We start from the raw sequence: 14,050 nt of genomic DNA on the forward strand, positions 1-14,050 counted from the left end.
TTGTGGTCGCTTCGGGTCGGTGCCGCCCCGTACGCGTGATCTATACTAAATAAGTAGGTTTAATATGAAAGGGCCGCCGTCGCACCGGTCCACCGCAGGGCCCACCGCTCCGTCCCCCCGACCAGGGCGCCCCCGGCGCCCGGAGGAGAAGCACCATGAGTGAGACACCCCCGCCCTCCACCACCCCCGCGCGGACCCGCCCCCGGATCAACGAGGACTGGGCCGCCACCCTGACCGGTCTGGTCCTGCTCGGGCTGTGCCTGCTCGGCGCGATCCCCGAGGGGTTGATCCCGTGACCGCGCCGACCCCCGGCCCCCGCACGCCCGGCGACGGTGACGCGGCGGAGCCGGCCGAACCGACCACCACCGGCCCGGAAACCGCCCCCGGCGCCGACCCCGCCGACCGGACGCAGCCCTCGGCCCCACCGCCCGCCCCGCGCGCGTGGGCCGCCCTCGGCCTGCTCGTCCTCCTGGCGCTGGCCGCCGCCACACGGTTCCTGGAGTCCTGGGTTCCCGAGGCCGCCCAGGGAACGGCCCTGGCCGGGTTCGCGAGCGCGGTCGAGTACCCCGTCTACGCGATCCTCCTGGGGCTGGCGGGGAACCTGGTCCTGTCCCTGACCGGACTCCTGGACCGGCTGTCCCCGGCCTTCAGGACCGAGTTCCTCATCAAGACGGGCCTGGTGCTCCTGGGCTCCACGGTCCTGTTCGACGTCATCGTGCGAGCGGCCGGACCGGCCGTCCTCCAGGCGCTGGTGCTGGTCACCTCGGTGTTCCTGTTCACCTGGTGGCTCGGCGGCAGGCTCGGGCTGGACGACCGCCTGCGGGCCCTCCTGGCCTCGTCGGTCTCCATCTGCGGTGTCAGCGCGGCCATCGCGGCCGCCGGCGCGGTCCAGGCCAGGAAGGAGCAGCTGGCCTACACGGCGAGCCTGGTCATCCTCTTCGCCGTGCCCTCGATCTTCCTGTTGCCGTGGCTCGTCGAGGTGATCGGGCTCAGCGACGCCCAGGCCGGGGCCTGGATCGGCGGCAACATCGACACCACGGCCGCGGTCGCGGCCGCCGGGGCGATCGTGGGAGAGGACGCCCTCCAGATCGCCTCGATCGTCAAGGCCACCCAGAACGTCCTCATGGGTGTGGTCGCGGTGCTGCTCACCGCCTACTTCGCCTTCCGGGTGTCACCCGAGGGCGCGGGACCCGCCGAGGGCCGACCCGGCGTGCGCACCCTGTGGGACCGCTTCCCCAAGTTCGTCCTGGGCTTCCTGGTCGCCTCGGTGGTGGCCACGCTCTGGGCGGGTAACGCGCCCGAGGACGCCCAGGCGGGCCTGGACACGGCCAAGGCGCTGCGGGACTGGTTCCTCATCGCGGCGTTCACCAGCATCGGACTCGAGTTCCGGCTCTCGTCCCTGAGGGAGGCGGGGTGGCGCCCGATCGGAGTCTTCGGTGCCGCGACCGTGTTCAACCTGCTGGTCGGCCTGTTGCTGGCGATCCTCCTCTTCCGGGGGTTCTCCTTCTGACGCCCCGGCCGGTCGTCCTGTCCGGTCGTCCCGGCCCGTGACGGGCGAGGGGCGCGGCGCCTCCCCCCCCCCAGGGAGCGCCGCGCCCCTCGCGGCACACGGGTGCGGTGCGGTCCGCCGCGCGTTCTCCGAGAACCCCGCGCGGCGGACCGCCGGGTCAGTCCCCCCGCTCGGGGACCGACGTCGGGGGGCCGTGGTAGATGTAGCCGACCTTGCGCACCGTGGCGATGCGGCCCCCGGCCCGGCCGAGCTTGCGGCGCAGGCGGTGGATGTGCACGTCGATGGTGCGGGAGTGCAGCTCTCGGCTGGTGCCCCAGACCCGCTCCATGAGCTCGCCCCGGGTGACCGCGCGGCCGGGGGAGGCGGTCAGGCACTCCAGGAGCTCGTACTCCTGGAAGGTCAGCTCGACTTCGGCGCCCCGCGACCACACCCGGCGGGAGTCGCGGTCCAGGAGGAGGTCTGCGCCGGTCTCGGGGGCCGGGGGCGCTCCGGGGTGCGGTTCGTCGACGACGACGCCGTACACCAGCATGTACCGACCGCTCTCGGGTAGCGGGAGCACCCCGAGGAGCGAGTGGTCGCCGTCCGGCGCCTCCGGACCGGAGGAGGCGGGGGGCGCGACGGCGGCCAGGGCCGGGTGGCTCCGTGTCGGTGCGGGGCGGGCGGCGGCTCGGGGAGGTGCGGTGTGTGCGCTGAGCATGGGTCCATCATGCTTCTGATTTCAGGCAAAAGCTACCGGATTAGTGGGTAATTTTCGCCGCTGTGGGAAAGACCACGGATGGCCTGGTGTGAAACGGATATTTCCTACCAAGAAGGTGGTCTAGTCTCTGGTACCAACACGCCCGCGCCCCACCAGGGCGCCGGCACCCGCCGGCTCCGGGCCCACCGACGCCGGACGCCCCCCGCCATCCTCCGTCCCACGACCACGAAGGAGTGCACCATGCGCTCGACCCCGATCCTCATCGGCGCGGCCACCCTGGCCCTGGCCCTCACCGCCTGCGGGGCCCCCAGCGAGCAGTCCTCCGGGTCCGCGGAGGCGGGGGAGTCCGGGAAGGGCCCGCTCCGGGTCGGTGTCAGTCCGGTGCCGCACGGCGACATCCTCGCCTTCATCGACGAGAACCTCGCCGAGGAGGCCGGGCTGGAGTTGGAGATCGAGGAGATCGCCGACTACAACACGCCCAACGCCGGGCTGGTCGAGGGCGACCTGGACGCCAACTACTTCCAGCACCGCGCGTTCCTCAACGAGTGGGTCGAGAACGGGCCCGACGCGGAACTCACCTACGTCACCGACGTGCACATCGAGCGACTGGGTCTGTACTCCGAGGCGGTGGAGGACGCGGCCGACCTGGCCGACGGTGCCGAGATCGCCGTCCCGAACGACCCGGCCAACCTCTACCGGGCGCTGACGATCCTGGAGGCCGAGGGTCTGATCACCGTGGACCCCGACGCCGGTGAGACCGCGACCGAGAAGGACGTCACCGACAACCCGGGCAACCTGAGGATCACGCCGATCGAGGCCGCCCAGATCCCGCGCGCGGTCGGCGACGTCGACGCGGCCGTCATCAACGGCAACTACGCGATCGAGGCCGAGGTCGCCGAGACCGCCAACGTCCTGGCCTGGGAGCCCGAGGGCGACGACTACGTCGAGAAGTACGCCAACGGCCTGGTCGCCCTCGCCGAGAACGCGGACGACGAGCGCGTCCAGCTGCTGGCGGAGCTGCTGCACGACGAGCGCGTCCTGGAGTACATCCAGGAGACGTGGCGGGGCGTGGTGCTGCCGGTCGACGCCGACGGCGCCATCGCGGAGTAGCGGTCGCGGGGCCTCGGCCCGACGCGCCGCCCGGCGCCCGTCCACCCCTTCGGGGCGGTGGAGCCCTCCGGCTCCGCCGCCCCTTTCGCGTGCTCGTGGGGTCACCGTCCGTGGTCAGCGGTGGGTAAAGTGGGCCGGGTCACAGGAATCGGCCCTGCCTGCTGTTCCACAAAACCTACTTATTAAGTAGAGTTTGGCCCGTTCTCCTCTCTGATCACCCGAAAGGGGCCCCCATGAGCCTGCGTAAGCCCGTACTTTCGGTCGCCGCCACGGTACTGGCGATCGGGATGACCGCCACCGCCTGCGGAGCGTCGGGTGGTGACACGGGAGACGGGGTCGACACCCTCACCCTGGGCTACTTCCCGAACATCACCCACGCTCCCGCCCTGGTCGGCGTGGAGAACGGCACCTTCGCCGAGGCCCTGGGCGACGTAGAGCTGGCCACCCAGACCTTCAACGCGGGCCCGGACGCCATCAACGCGCTGTTCGCCGGGGAGGTCGACGCCACCTTCATCGGCCCCAACCCGGCCATCAACGGCTGGTCGCAGTCGGACGGCACCGCCCTGCGGGTCATCGCGGGGTCCACCTCACGGGGTGCGGGCCTGGTGGTGCGGCCCGGAATCGACTCCGTCGACGACCTGCCCGGTACCACCCTGTCCACGCCCCAGCTGGCCAACACCCAGGACGTGGCGCTGCGCTGGTTCGCCCAGGAACAGGGCTGGGACGTCGACACCGAGGGCGGCGGGGACCTCTCGATCATCCCGCAGGACAACTCCGACATCGTCAACGCCTTCGAGCTGGGCGAGATCGACGGGGCCTGGGTGCCCGAGCCGCACCTGAGCCGACTCCTGGTGGAACTCGACGGCGAACTGCTGGTGGACGAGTCGGACCTGTGGGAGGAGACCGGCGGTGAGTTCGTCACGACGCACCTGATCGTCAACGCCGACTTCCTGGAGGCCCACCCCGACGTGGTCGAGGACCTCCTGCGCGGCCACGTCGAGACCGTCGACTGGATCAACGACAACCCCGAGGAGGCGCAGGCAGCCGCCATCGCCCACCTGTCCGCGGTCTCCGGTAGCGGCCCCAGTCCCGAGGTGGTCGCCTCGGCCTTCGGGAACACCGTCTTCACCGTCGACCCGGTCGCCCCCTCGCTCCGGGGCGGAGCCGAGCACGCGGAGTCCGTGGGGCTGCTCGACCCCGTGGACCTGGACGGCATCTACGCCCTGGAGCCGCTCAACAAGCTGCTCGCCGAGAACGGGCACACGGAGGTCGCCGGACTCTAGGTCCCGGGCGCGGATTCGACGGGGTCCGCGCCCGGATCGCCGCCCCCGGTGCTTTCACAAAACCTACTCATTAAGTAGAGTTTTTCCGTCCCTCCGCCACACCCGACAAGGACCCCTGAGATGCGCGTTTCCCCGACCCCGCTGAGAGCCGTCGCGGCCGCCCTGGCCGTGGGGCTGGCCGCCACCGCGTGCGGGGGCGAGGCCGAAGGGGCCGCCGCCGACGCCCTGACCCTGGGCTACTTCCCGAACATCACCCACGCCCCGGCCCTCGTGGGCGTCGAACGCGGAATCCTCGACGGAGCCCTGGGCGACGTCGAGCTCTCCACCCAGACCTTCCAGAACGGGCCGGACGCCGTCAACGCCGTCTTCTCCGGAGAGGTCGACGCCGCGTTCCTCGGCCCCAACCCGGCCGTCAACGGCTGGTCGCAGTCCGAGGGCGAGGCCCTGCACGTGATCGCCGGCGCCGCCACGCAGGGCACCGGCCTGGTGGTGCGCGACACGATCGAAACCGTCGACGACCTGCCCGGACACACCTTCTCCACACCCATGCTCGGCGGTACCCAGGACGTGGCGCTGCGCTGGTTCGCCCAGGAACAGGGCTGGGACGTCGACACCGCGGGCGGCGGGGACCTGTCGATCATCCCGCAGGACAACCCCGACACGGTCGACGCGTTCCGGCTCGGCGAGATCGACGGCGCCTGGATTCCCGAACCCCACCTGAGCCGGGTCCTGGCCGAGGACGACGCCCACCTGCTGGTCGACGAACCCGACCTGTGGCCGAGGACCGACGGGCAGTACGTCACCACGCTCCTCGTCGTCAGCGCCGCCTACCTGGAGGACAACCCCCGGGCCGTCGCCGACCTGTTGCGCGGGCACGTGGAGTCCGTCGACTGGATCAACGACCATCCGGAGGAGGCCGCCGAGACCTCCAGGACCCACCTGGAAGAGCTCACCGGTGGCGAACTCGACCCCGAGCTGACCACCGCGGCCTTCGAGAACGTCACGTTCACCGTGGACCCGGTCGCGCCGTCGCTCCTGGTCCAGGCGGAACAGGCCGAGGCCATCGGCCTGCTGGACCCCGTCGACCTCAACGGAATCTACGCCCTCGACCCACTCAACGACGTCCTGGCCGAGGCCGGGCACGAGCCGGTCGCCGGGCTGGAAGGGTAAGCGCACCATGACCGCCATCACCGAACCCCGGACCGGCACGAACGCCGTGGAGATCGACACCGTCTCCAAGGTCTTCGGCCGTGGCCGGGGCGCCGTCACCGCGATCGACGGCATGTCGATCACCGTCGGCACCGGGGAGTTCCTGGCCATCGTCGGCGCCTCCGGCTGCGGCAAGAGCACCCTGCTCTCACTGGTCGCCGGACTGGAACAGCCCACCACCGGCGCCGTGGACGTCGGAGACCACCGCGTCGCCATGATGTTCCAGGAGGCCGCGCTCTTCCCGTGGCTCACCGTGGGAGCCAACATCGAGGTTCCCATGAAGGTGAACAGGGTTCCCGCGGCCGAACGCCGCAGGCGGGTGATCGAGCTCCTGGACCTGGTCCGCCTGACCGGGTTCGAACGCAAGCGGCCCCACGAGCTCTCCGGCGGCATGCGCCAGCGCGTGGCCCTGGCCCGCGCCCTGGCCCAGGACGCCGACGTGCTGCTCATGGACGAGCCCTTCGGCGCACTCGACGCCATGACCCGCGACATCCTCCACGACGAGCTGGAGCGCATCTGGCAGGAGAGGTCGCTGACCGTCCTCTTCGTCACCCACAACGTGCGGGAGGCCGTGCGCCTGGGCGACCGCGTGGTGCTCCTGTCCAGCCGACCGGGGCGGGTCATCGAGGAGTTCACGGTGGACGGCGAACGGCCCCGGCGGATCGACTCCGTCCCCATCGCCGAACAGGCCGCCGCCATCACCGACCGACTGCGTGAGGAGGTTTCGCGCCATGCCTGAGACCGACGTGCGGGACCGCCAGGTCCAGGGGCTCGACGCCCTCGAACTCCAGCCCCAGAGGGGAGTCGGCGAACGCGGGGCCGCCGAGGTCGCGCGCGGGATCTGGTCCGCCACCTGGCCCAAGCTGGCGGCCGTGGTCATCGTGCTCGCGGCCTGGCAGGCGGTCGTGTGGTCCGGCTGGCGGACGGAGTTCGTCTTCCCCGGCCCCGACCGGGTGCTGCCCACCCTGTTCCACGAGGTCACCAGCCCCGAGTTCTGGACCGCCGTCCAGGTCACCATGCGCCGCGCCTTCGTGGGGTTCGTGCTGGCACTGGCCGTGGGCGTGGTCGTCGGACTCGCGGTGTCGCAGTTCAAGCCGCTGCGCGCGGCGATCGGCTCGCTGATCACCGGCCTCCAGACGATGCCCTCGATCGTGTGGTTCCCGTTCGCGATGCTGTTGTACGGCATCAGTGAGTCCGCGATCATGTTCGTGATCATCCTGGGGGCGGCCCCGTCGATCGCGGGCGGCCTGACCTCGGGCATCGACTACGTCTCGCCCTCCCTCCTGCGGGCGGGCCAGGTCATGGGGCTGCGCGGGGTCCAGCGCTACACGCTGCTGGTCATCCCGGCGGCACTGCCGATGTTCGTCACGGGGCTCAAACAGGGGTGGGCGTTCGCCTGGCGCTCGCTGATGGCCGGCGAACTGCTGGTCATCATCAACCAGCAGAACTCGATCGGCTGGGCGCTGAGCCAGGCCCGCCAGCTCAACGACGCCGAGCGCCTGCTCAGCTACATCATCATCGTGCTGGTCATCGGCATCATGATCGACGTCTTCTTCAGCTGGGCCGACCGTTCGCTGCGCCGCCGGTGGGGCATCACCCAGTAGCCAGCCCTGCCAGGGTGGCGGCTCCCGCGGCGGTGACCAGCACGCCCAGCAGGAGCCGCAGCCGCCGCTCCCCGAGTCGGCGGCCCAGTGCGGCGCCCACGAGGGCGCCCAGGGCGCCGCCCGCCCCCATCGCGACTCCCACACCCCAGTCGGGAGCCGCGGGGGCGGCGCCGAACCCGATCCGGTCGAAGACGGCGTAGGCGCACAGCCCCACCACGGACGTGACCAGGGTGGTGGTCAGCCCGGCCACGGCCGCGCGGGAGGCGGCCCACCCGCCCGCGACGATCAGGAGCGGGGCGAGCAGGGAGCCGCCGCCGATCCCCACGGCCGCGCCGAGCAGGGCACAGGTCCCGGCGGCCGCGGCCAGGGGGAGGCCGCCGCCGTGTCGGTGCCCGGGTGAGCCGGTGCCGGGCCGCGGGCGGGCCCGTGTCACGAGCAGGCGGGCGCCCATACCGAGCATGAGCACCGCGAGCAGACCCCGGAACAGCGCCGGGTCGGCCAGCCACGTCACGCGCACGGCCGCCCCCGCGACCGCGCAGGGCACCGCTGCCCCGGCCGCGACGAGGGGGCCGATCCCCGCACCGTGCGCGGAGCGGGCCAGTCGGCCGAGCCCGAACGGGGTGGACACCACGTTGTAGAGCAGGTTGGTGGCGCTGACCGCCGGGCCGTGCAGGCCGAGTACGCCAATCTGCACGGGCAGGAGCAGAACGGCACCGGAGACACCGACCGGCGTGGTCAAGGCGGCCACGCACAGGCCGGCCAGGGCGGCGAGGAGCAGGATCACGACGAAACCCTACCGTTGAAGTAGGAATTTCGGGGTGCTTCCGTCACGCGTACACGGCGTGGTACAGCTCGACCACCTCCTCGACGTCGGGCACCCTCGGGTTGTTGCCGGGCGAACCGGAGGCCAGCGCCTGCTCGGCCATCAGCGGCGCCAGCTCCCACCAGCGCTCGGCCCCGATCCCGTACTCGTGCGGGGTCGGTACCTCCAGCTCCTGGTTGAGCAGTCTCAGCTCCCACACGAGGGCGCCGGTGGCCTCTCCGTCGGTGCTGTCCGGGGCGGCCAGCCCCATGGCGCGGGCGCAGTCGGCGTACCGGGCGGGCGCGGAGGGCAGTGAGAACTCCGTGACGGCGGGCAGCAGCATCGCGTTGGACAGCCCGTGCGCCACCCCGAAGTGCGCTCCCACCGGACGGCTCATCCCGTGCACCAGGGCCACGCTGGAGTTGGAGAAGGCCATCCCCGCCTGGGTGGCGCCCACCATCACCGCCTCGCGGGCCGACCGGTCGCGCGGGTCGGCGTACACCGCCCTCAGGTGGGTGAAGATCGTCCGCATCGCCTCCCGCGCGAAGCCGTCGGAGACCGGGTTGGCCCGGACGCTCACGTACGCCTCGATCGCGTGGGTGAGGGCGTCGATCCCGGTGTCGGCGGTCAGCCGCCGGGGCATGTCCAGGGTGAGCTCGAAGTCCACCAGGGCGGCCCGGGGAAGCATCGCCAGCCCCGCGCACAGCATCTTCTCCCCGGACTCCGCGTCCGTGATGATGCTGTAGCGCGTGCACTCCGAACCGCTACCGGCGGTGGTGGGCACCGCCACCACCGGCAGTGCGGGCGAGTCCGTCACCGCGGGGGCCCGGTAGTCGCGCATCCGGCCGCCGTGCGCGCCCAGCAGGGCCACGGCCTTGGCGGTGTCGATGGGGCTGCCGCCGCCCACCCCGACCAGGGAGTCGAAGCCGCCCTCCCTCAGGGCCCGCACTCCCTCGTCGACCACGGTGGTCGTGGGGTCGGGGACGGTCTCGGCGAAGACGCCGGGGGACAGGCCGGCCCCCCCCAGCCCGACCACGAGCTGCCGGAAGAACGGCTGTCGGGCTATGAAGGGGTCGGTGACCAGGAGAGGTCGGGACAGTCCGAGGGAGTCCAGGGTCCCGGCCAGTTCGGCCGAGGCCCCCGCACCCACACGGATGACCTGGGGCAGGACGATGGAAGCGGACACTCGGGGTACCTCCGGGGGCGGTATCGGGCACCGGTGCCCCCGGAAAGGCCGGGGGCACGGATCGACCACCGGTACCTACCCCTCACTCCGGTTCGACTCCTCCCGGGTCGTACCGATTTCGTACCGACCCCTCCGTCGCGGGTCGCCCCCGGTCAGGCGTGGACGAGCGGCGTGTCCACGAGGTGCTCGGCCACGAACCAGGCCTCGAGTTCGTTGGTGCGGATCACGTCCGAGACCAGGACGTCGTTGGTGCCGTCGTCCCCCATCTCCTGCACGCGCGCGGCCGCGTCGTGGGCGTCCTCCAGGATGGCCTCGTGCGCCTCCAAGAGGCGGGACAGCATCGCCGGGACCTCCTCGACACCGTTCGGCGGCCGGGGGATGTGGGTCAGCTCCGCGACGTGTCTCGGGTCGCCCACCGCCACCCCGCCCAGGGTCTGCACGCGCTCGGCGACGGTGTCGATGAGCTCCGTCTGCTCGTCGGCGTGCTTGTCCATCAGCAGGTGCAGCTGGTAGAAGGTGTGACCCCGCATCAGCCAGTGGTGCTTCTTGTACATGTCGTGCAGGATGCGCAGGTCGCACAGCACCTGGTTGAGCCGCTGGCACGAGTACATGCGCGTGTCGTAGGACAGGCCGACCGGGAGCTGTCGGACCGTCCCGAACTTCTGGATCTCCTCGCCCCTCTGGTGCAGCCACGGCTGGCTGCTGCGCGGCTTGGGCGTTTGGCTCGAACTCTGATCGGCGGTGGTCACTGCGCTCCCCCTCAGGGTCGGTGTGCTGCTCGGGGCAGGGAGCCCCGCCAGCCAGTCTTGGTCACCGACCGTTGTCGGAAGAGAAAACGCACGCCATGCGGGGGCAAGGATTCAGGCGGCCGTGCGGTCGAACGCGACGGGGAGGGCGAACAGCCCGTGCATGATCATGCTGGGCCACCACCGCAGCTCGTCCTCGCGTACGGCGAGCCGCAGCCCGGGGAACCGCCGCAGGACGGCGGTCACGGCCACCCGCGCCTGCACCCGGGCCAGCCGCGCGCCCAGACAGAAGTGCGCGCCGTGCCCGAAGGACAGGTGCGAGGCCCCGCGCCCGGGGTCGAAGGAGTCCGGGTCCTCGTAGCGCTCCGGGTCGCGTCCGGCGGACAGGAGGGACACCAGGACCGGTTCGCCCGCCTCCAGCCGGACCCCGCCCACGGTCGCCGGTACGGCCGGGAACCGCCAGGTCGCGTTCTGCAACGGACTCTCCAGCCGCAGGGACTCCTCGATCGCGGGTCCGACCAGCTCGGGGTCCTCCCGCAGGCGCGCCATCTCCTCCGGGTGGCGCAGCAGGAGCAGGAACATGGTGCCGATCAGCGCGACCGTGGTCTCGTGCCCGGCCACGAGCAGCAGGAACGCCGTCGAGGTGACCTCGTCGCGCATGAGCTCGCCCGAGCGGTGCGCCTCCACCAGGTCGCCCAGGAGGTCGTCTGAGGGCGAGCGCAGCCGCGCGTCCACCAGCTCTCCCAGATAGGCGTCGAACCAGTCCGTGGCGGCGCCGATCGCGTCGAGCTCGTCCGGGGAGGAGGAGTCGATCACGGCCGCCTGCCGGTGGAACTCCGGCCGGTTCGCCCGGGGGACCCCGAGGATGTCGCAGATGATCGCGATGGGCAACGGGTAGGCCAGGTCCCGCACCAGGTCCGGGGCGGGCTCCCTCTCCACCGCGTCGAGGAGTTCGCCGGTGATCCGTTCCGCGCTCTCCTGCAATTCCCGGACCCGGCGCGGGGTGAACGCCCCGGCGGTCACACCGCGGAGCCGGGCGTGGTCGGGCGCGTCCGCGTTGACCATGCTGCGCACGAGACTGGGCCGGTGGTCGAAGGGCAGCCCCAGTCCCGCCCGGTACCAGACGGGGTCGGCGCGCGCCGGGTCCTTGAGCATGTTCGGGTCGGCCAGCACGTCCCGCGCGTCGCCGTACCGCGTCACCAGCCAGGCCCGCGCCCCGCCGGGCAGGTCGACGCGGTGGACGGGGGAGTGTTCGCGCAGCCACCGGTAGGCCGGGTGCGGGTCCGCCTCGAACCCGGGTCCGTGCGTGGCGGGAGGTGTGGGGGACATGGCGGGCCTCTCAACGGGGGGTGTCACGCCCGTTTCCTACCCGTCCGGGCCCCGTTCAGTACCCGTCCGGTCGGCCACGGCGCAGGCGGTCTCCAGGACGAAGCGGGGCCAGGGGCGGTGCGGGTCGTGGCCGGTCAGTTCCCGGACCCGTCGCAGCCGGTAGCGCAGTGTCTGGGCGTGGACGTGCAGCGACTCCGCCGCCGTGGTGGCCGCTCCCGTGTGGAAGTAGGCGCGCAGTGTCTCCAGCAGGTGCCGGTGTTCGTGGGTCAGCAGGGGGCCCAGCACCACGCGGCGTACGGTGGCGGGGGTGACGGTGCCCCCGTTGATCAGCGCCAGCACGTGGGCGTCGGCCTCGCGCAGCAGACCGTCCGGCTCGAAGGCGTGCGGGGGCGCGGTCTCCACGGCCCCGTCCGCCAGGCGGTACGCACCGGACAGGTCCGCGAGTCCGCGCGGCTCCAGGACGCAGGCCCGCCATCCCCGGCCCACCAGGGAGGCGGTGACCGTCCCGGCCTCCTCGGGAGCGGTCAGGACCACCACCCGGCCCGAACGCGTGGTCACCAGGGGGTCCGCGGCGTCCGGTGAGGCCTGCGCCAGCAGCTCCAGACCCACCGCCACGGTGGCGTCCGCGACGGACACGGGTTCGGCGACCACCAGCACCGCCGGGTCGGGCGGGCTCAGACCCAGGGTCCGCGCCCGGTCGCGGACGGCCCCCCGCGAAGCCTGGCGGCCGATCAGCAGGTCGTCCAGGAGTGCCCGCCGTGCCCGTTCGCGGTCCGCGTCCAGGCGCTGGGCGGCCTCGGCGTGGCCCGTTTCCAGGCTCTCGGAGATCTGGTCGAGGGAGGTCAGCCAGAGTTCGCTGAGGGCGAACACGTCCGCGGCGTCGAGGGTGTGGCCCGCCCGTTCGCGCAGGAGCCGCACCGCGGCGGCCGACCCGACCCGGTGCGCGCGCACCACGGCCCCGATCGAACGGCCGTCGGCGGCCCGGGCCCGGCCGATCCCCCGGAGCCGTTCCACGTCCTCCGGGGGCAGCCGGAGCTCCCCGCGCACCCACAGCTCCAGCGAACGCCGGACCAGCCATCCGGTGATCGCCCGCACCTCCGCGAGTTGGGAGCCGTGGAGCGCCCGGTAGGCGGGCACTTCGGTGTACACCTCGGTGACGATCCGCTCCACCAGATCCGCCCGGTCGCGTTCCAGTGCGACGCTGACCCGCGCGCGCTCGTCGCGCCCCATGCCCTCCCCGTCCGTACCGGCGCCGTGGCGCCCCCGGCACCGCCGCGCGCGGTGCCCCGCCCGAGGGGCGGAGCGGGCAGCCTATCGCCCGCGCGCGTCTGCGGCCGAGACCGGCCATCCGGGTAAAAACCGTGCACATGCGCGGCGCAGCCTCAGGGGTCGGCCCGCGCTGACATGGCAGTATGCGCACACGAGCCCGGGTGAGAACGCGTGTCCAACACCGAGCGACGGCGTGCCGGGTGCGCCGCTCACACCGGTCGGGTCGGGGGAACGGCCTGACCGGACGGGGAAACGGGGGATGAGGACGATGACGGTTCCCGGCATCACGCTGAACAACGGGCTACGGATGCCGCAGCTGGGATTCGGTGTGTGGCAGGTGCCCGACGACGCCGTGATCGAGGCGGTCTCGCACGCCCTCGCGGCGGGCTACCGCAGTATCGACACCGCCGCCGCCTACGGCAACGAGCGGGGGGTGGGCGAGGCACTGCGGAGCTCGGGGCTGCCGAGGGAGGACGTGTTCGTCACCACCAAGCTCGCCAACTCCGACCAGGGCTACGACGCGGCCCTGCGCGCCTTCGACACCAGCGCGGACCAGCTCGGCGTGGAGGTGGTGGACCTCTACCTCATCCACTGGCCGCTGCCCGAACGCGACCTCTACGTGCCCACCTGGAAGGCGCTGGAGCGCCTGTACGCGGAGGGGCGCGCCCGCGCCATCGGCGTGTGCAACTTCCAGCGCCCGCACCTGGAGAGGGTCATGAAGGAGGGCGGGATCACGCCCATGGTCAACCAGATCGAGCTGCACCCGCTGCTCTCCCAGGGGGAGCTGCGCGGCTTCGACGCCGACCACAACATCGCCACGGAGGCCTGGAGTCCGCTCGGTCAGGGGGAGCTCCTGCGCCACCCGCTCGTCACCGAGATCGCCGAGGAACTCGGACGCACCCCGGCGCAGGTCCTGCTGCGGTGGCACGTGCAGCTGGGCAACGTGGTCATCCCGAAGTCGGTGACCCCGGAGCGCATCCGCTCCAACTTCGACGTCTTCGACTTCGAACTGTCGGAGGAGGACATGGAACGCCTCGACGGCCTCAACGAGGACCACCGTTTCGGGCCCGACCCGGACACCTTCGACGCGGACTGAGGCGGACACCGACCCGGCCGACGGCGCGGTCGGGCCGTGTTCGGCGCGGCCTAGCGGAGCTCGCGGAGCCTGCGGGCCCCCGCGAGGGTGGCGTCGATGCCGTCACGGCGCACGCGGGCGACGTACACGCCGCCGCCGACGAAGATGGCGAGGAACAGCCCGACCACGGCGGTCAGGGCCAGCACGGACAGCACGGAAGAGATCATGCG

15 protein-coding genes are annotated in these 14,050 nt (G+C 72.2%); 8 read left to right on the plus strand and 7 right to left on the minus strand.

Annotated elements, in window-relative coordinates; genetic code table 11:
- Nucleotides 1-155: 155 nt before the first annotated feature.
- Entirely contained in the window at nt 156-296 is a 141-nt protein-coding gene (locus ACFYL4_RS20540) for a hypothetical protein (RefSeq protein WP_387520008.1), read from the plus strand.
- Entirely contained in the window at nt 293-1,510 is a 1,218-nt protein-coding gene (locus ACFYL4_RS20545) for a YeiH family protein (protein ID WP_387520010.1), read from the plus strand. The genes ACFYL4_RS20540 and ACFYL4_RS20545 overlap by 4 nt, the downstream gene beginning before the upstream one ends.
- A gap of 157 nt (nt 1,511-1,667) precedes the next feature.
- Here the strand turns inward: ACFYL4_RS20545 and ACFYL4_RS20550 are convergent, their stop codons facing one another.
- On the minus strand, nt 1,668-2,207 hold the full coding sequence (locus ACFYL4_RS20550) for a winged helix-turn-helix domain-containing protein (RefSeq protein ID WP_357759646.1): 540 nt from the start codon (nt 2,205-2,207) through the stop codon (nt 1,668-1,670).
- A 240-nt stretch (nt 2,208-2,447) separates the two neighbouring features.
- On the opposite strand from ACFYL4_RS20550, the gene ACFYL4_RS20555 reads away from it, so the two are divergent.
- The 5 genes from ACFYL4_RS20555 (at nt 2,448) to ACFYL4_RS20575 (ending at nt 7,413) form a co-directional block, all read left to right on the plus strand.
- Nucleotides 2,448-3,317 carry a MetQ/NlpA family ABC transporter substrate-binding protein gene (locus tag ACFYL4_RS20555; RefSeq protein ID WP_387520011.1) on the plus strand — a complete coding sequence of 290 codons (870 nt, stop codon included), beginning with the start codon at nt 2,448-2,450 and terminating at the stop codon, nt 3,315-3,317.
- A 233-nt stretch (nt 3,318-3,550) separates the two neighbouring features.
- On the plus strand, nt 3,551-4,600 hold the full coding sequence (locus tag ACFYL4_RS20560; protein ID WP_357759640.1) for an ABC transporter substrate-binding protein: 1,050 nt from the start codon (nt 3,551-3,553) through the stop codon (nt 4,598-4,600).
- A 120-nt stretch (nt 4,601-4,720) separates the two neighbouring features.
- Complete coding sequence (locus ACFYL4_RS20565; protein WP_387520013.1) at nt 4,721-5,770, plus strand: ABC transporter substrate-binding protein; 1,050 nt, start codon at nt 4,721-4,723, stop codon at nt 5,768-5,770.
- 7 nt (nt 5,771-5,777) lie between these two features.
- Nucleotides 5,778-6,548 (plus strand): ABC transporter ATP-binding protein, encoded by a 771-nt coding sequence (locus tag ACFYL4_RS20570; protein ID WP_357759634.1) that lies wholly within the window; start codon nt 5,778-5,780, stop codon nt 6,546-6,548.
- Nucleotides 6,541-7,413 carry an ABC transporter permease gene (locus tag ACFYL4_RS20575; protein ID WP_357759631.1) on the plus strand — a complete coding sequence of 291 codons (873 nt, stop codon included), beginning with the start codon at nt 6,541-6,543 and terminating at the stop codon, nt 7,411-7,413. Before ACFYL4_RS20570 ends, ACFYL4_RS20575 begins: the two co-directional genes overlap by 8 nt.
- Here ACFYL4_RS20575 and ACFYL4_RS20580 read toward each other — a convergent pair.
- The 5 genes from ACFYL4_RS20580 to ACFYL4_RS20600 form a co-directional block, all read right to left on the minus strand.
- On the minus strand, nt 7,403-8,197 hold the full coding sequence (locus tag ACFYL4_RS20580) for a sulfite exporter TauE/SafE family protein (RefSeq protein WP_387520016.1): 795 nt from the start codon (nt 8,195-8,197) through the stop codon (nt 7,403-7,405). The genes ACFYL4_RS20575 and ACFYL4_RS20580 overlap by 11 nt on opposite strands.
- 43 nt (nt 8,198-8,240) lie before the next feature.
- Nucleotides 8,241-9,401: an iron-containing alcohol dehydrogenase gene (locus tag ACFYL4_RS20585; protein WP_387520018.1), complete on the minus strand. Its 1,161-nt coding sequence runs from the start codon at nt 9,399-9,401 to the stop codon at nt 8,241-8,243.
- Between the two features lie 152 nt (nt 9,402-9,553).
- Complete coding sequence (locus ACFYL4_RS20590; RefSeq protein ID WP_387520020.1) at nt 9,554-10,150, minus strand: Dps family protein; 597 nt, start codon at nt 10,148-10,150, stop codon at nt 9,554-9,556.
- A gap of 111 nt (nt 10,151-10,261) precedes the next feature.
- Complete coding sequence (locus ACFYL4_RS20595; RefSeq protein ID WP_387520022.1) at nt 10,262-11,476, minus strand: cytochrome P450; 1,215 nt, start codon at nt 11,474-11,476, stop codon at nt 10,262-10,264.
- A gap of 36 nt (nt 11,477-11,512) precedes the next feature.
- Nucleotides 11,513-12,706 (minus strand): PucR family transcriptional regulator, encoded by a 1,194-nt coding sequence (locus tag ACFYL4_RS20600; RefSeq protein ID WP_387520024.1) that lies wholly within the window; start codon nt 12,704-12,706, stop codon nt 11,513-11,515.
- Between the two features lie 307 nt (nt 12,707-13,013).
- On the opposite strand from ACFYL4_RS20600, the gene ACFYL4_RS20605 reads away from it, so the two are divergent.
- Nucleotides 13,014-13,841, plus strand: coding sequence for an aldo/keto reductase (locus ACFYL4_RS20605; RefSeq protein ID WP_387520075.1), 828 nt, complete (start codon nt 13,014-13,016; stop codon nt 13,839-13,841).
- Nucleotides 13,842-13,891: 50 nt separating this feature from the next.
- Here the strand turns inward: ACFYL4_RS20605 and ACFYL4_RS20610 are convergent, their stop codons facing one another.
- Entirely contained in the window at nt 13,892-14,047 is a 156-nt protein-coding gene (locus ACFYL4_RS20610; protein ID WP_352388736.1) for a hypothetical protein, read from the minus strand.
- Nucleotides 14,048-14,050 lie beyond the last annotated feature (3 nt).

Source organism: Nocardiopsis sp. NPDC006938 (assembly GCF_042869555.1).
Classification (GTDB): Bacteria; Actinomycetota; Actinomycetes; order Streptosporangiales; family Streptosporangiaceae; genus Nocardiopsis.

Bases quoted from the DNA above. Each gene is read 5' to 3' on its own strand.
- ACFYL4_RS20560 (WP_357759640.1), top strand. From the start codon at position 3,551: ATGAGCCTGCGTAAGCCCGTACTTTCGGTCGCCGCCACGGTACTGGCG.
- ACFYL4_RS20575 (WP_357759631.1), top strand. From the start codon at position 6,541: ATGCCTGAGACCGACGTGCGGGACCGCCAGGTCCAGGGGCTCGACGCC.
- ACFYL4_RS20600 (WP_387520024.1), bottom strand. From the start codon at position 12,706: ATGGGGCGCGACGAGCGCGCGCGGGTCAGCGTCGCACTGGAACGCGAC.
- ACFYL4_RS20605 (WP_387520075.1), top strand. From the start codon at position 13,014: ATGACGGTTCCCGGCATCACGCTGAACAACGGGCTACGGATGCCGCAG.
- ACFYL4_RS20610 (WP_352388736.1), bottom strand. From the start codon at position 14,047: ATGATCTCTTCCGTGCTGTCCGTGCTGGCCCTGACCGCCGTGGTCGGG.
- ACFYL4_RS20595 (WP_387520022.1), bottom strand. From the start codon at position 11,476: ATGTCCCCCACACCTCCCGCCACGCACGGACCCGGGTTCGAGGCGGAC.
- ACFYL4_RS20570 (WP_357759634.1), top strand. From the start codon at position 5,778: ATGACCGCCATCACCGAACCCCGGACCGGCACGAACGCCGTGGAGATC.
- ACFYL4_RS20550 (WP_357759646.1), bottom strand. From the start codon at position 2,207: ATGCTCAGCGCACACACCGCACCTCCCCGAGCCGCCGCCCGCCCCGCA.
- ACFYL4_RS20540 (WP_387520008.1), top strand. From the start codon at position 156: ATGAGTGAGACACCCCCGCCCTCCACCACCCCCGCGCGGACCCGCCCC.
- ACFYL4_RS20555 (WP_387520011.1), top strand. From the start codon at position 2,448: ATGCGCTCGACCCCGATCCTCATCGGCGCGGCCACCCTGGCCCTGGCC.
- ACFYL4_RS20565 (WP_387520013.1), top strand. From the start codon at position 4,721: ATGCGCGTTTCCCCGACCCCGCTGAGAGCCGTCGCGGCCGCCCTGGCC.